General features: G+C 76.7%; 1 protein-coding gene. It reads left to right on the forward strand.

Going from position 1 to position 473, the window contains the following annotated elements; genetic code table 11:
- Positions 1-467 (forward strand): HNH endonuclease signature motif containing protein (locus tag OF117_RS22095; RefSeq protein ID WP_263555014.1); only part of this gene is annotated, 467 nt, incomplete at its 5' end.
- Between the last annotated feature and the right edge of the window lie 6 nt (positions 468-473).

A 473-nucleotide genomic window follows, 5' to 3' on the forward strand; every position in this document is an offset into this window, starting at 1 on the left:
CCGGAGCCGGAGCCGGAGCCGGAGCCGGAGCCGGAGCAGGGTACGGAGGCCGAGCGGGCAGCGGCGCCGACGACGACATCGGCGGTCCCGGACTCCGGCCGCCGCCCGCGACCGCCGGATACGCACCCACCGCCGCGCAGCGCCGTTTCGTCACCGTCCGCGACCGGCACTGCCGGATGCCTGGCTGCCGCCGCCGACCCGGCCGGCTCGACATCGACCACTCCGTCGCCCACGCCGACGGCGGCGCCACCGACTGCGAGAACCTCTGCTGCCTCTGCCGTCGCCACCACCGGATCAAGACCCATGCCCGCGGCTGGCGGTTCCGGCTGCTGCCCGACGGCCGCCTCGAGGTCCGCACCCCCAGCGGTGTCACCCGCACCACCGACCCGCCCGGCTTCCGCCTCGGCGAGGCACCCGATCCGCCCTGGCGCGAGGAAGAGGCACCACCCGACCTGCACGCCGGCTGACAGCGA

The sequence above is a fragment of the Geodermatophilus sp. YIM 151500 genome, from assembly GCF_025716945.1.
GTDB lineage: Bacteria > Actinomycetota > Actinomycetes > Mycobacteriales > Geodermatophilaceae > YIM-151500.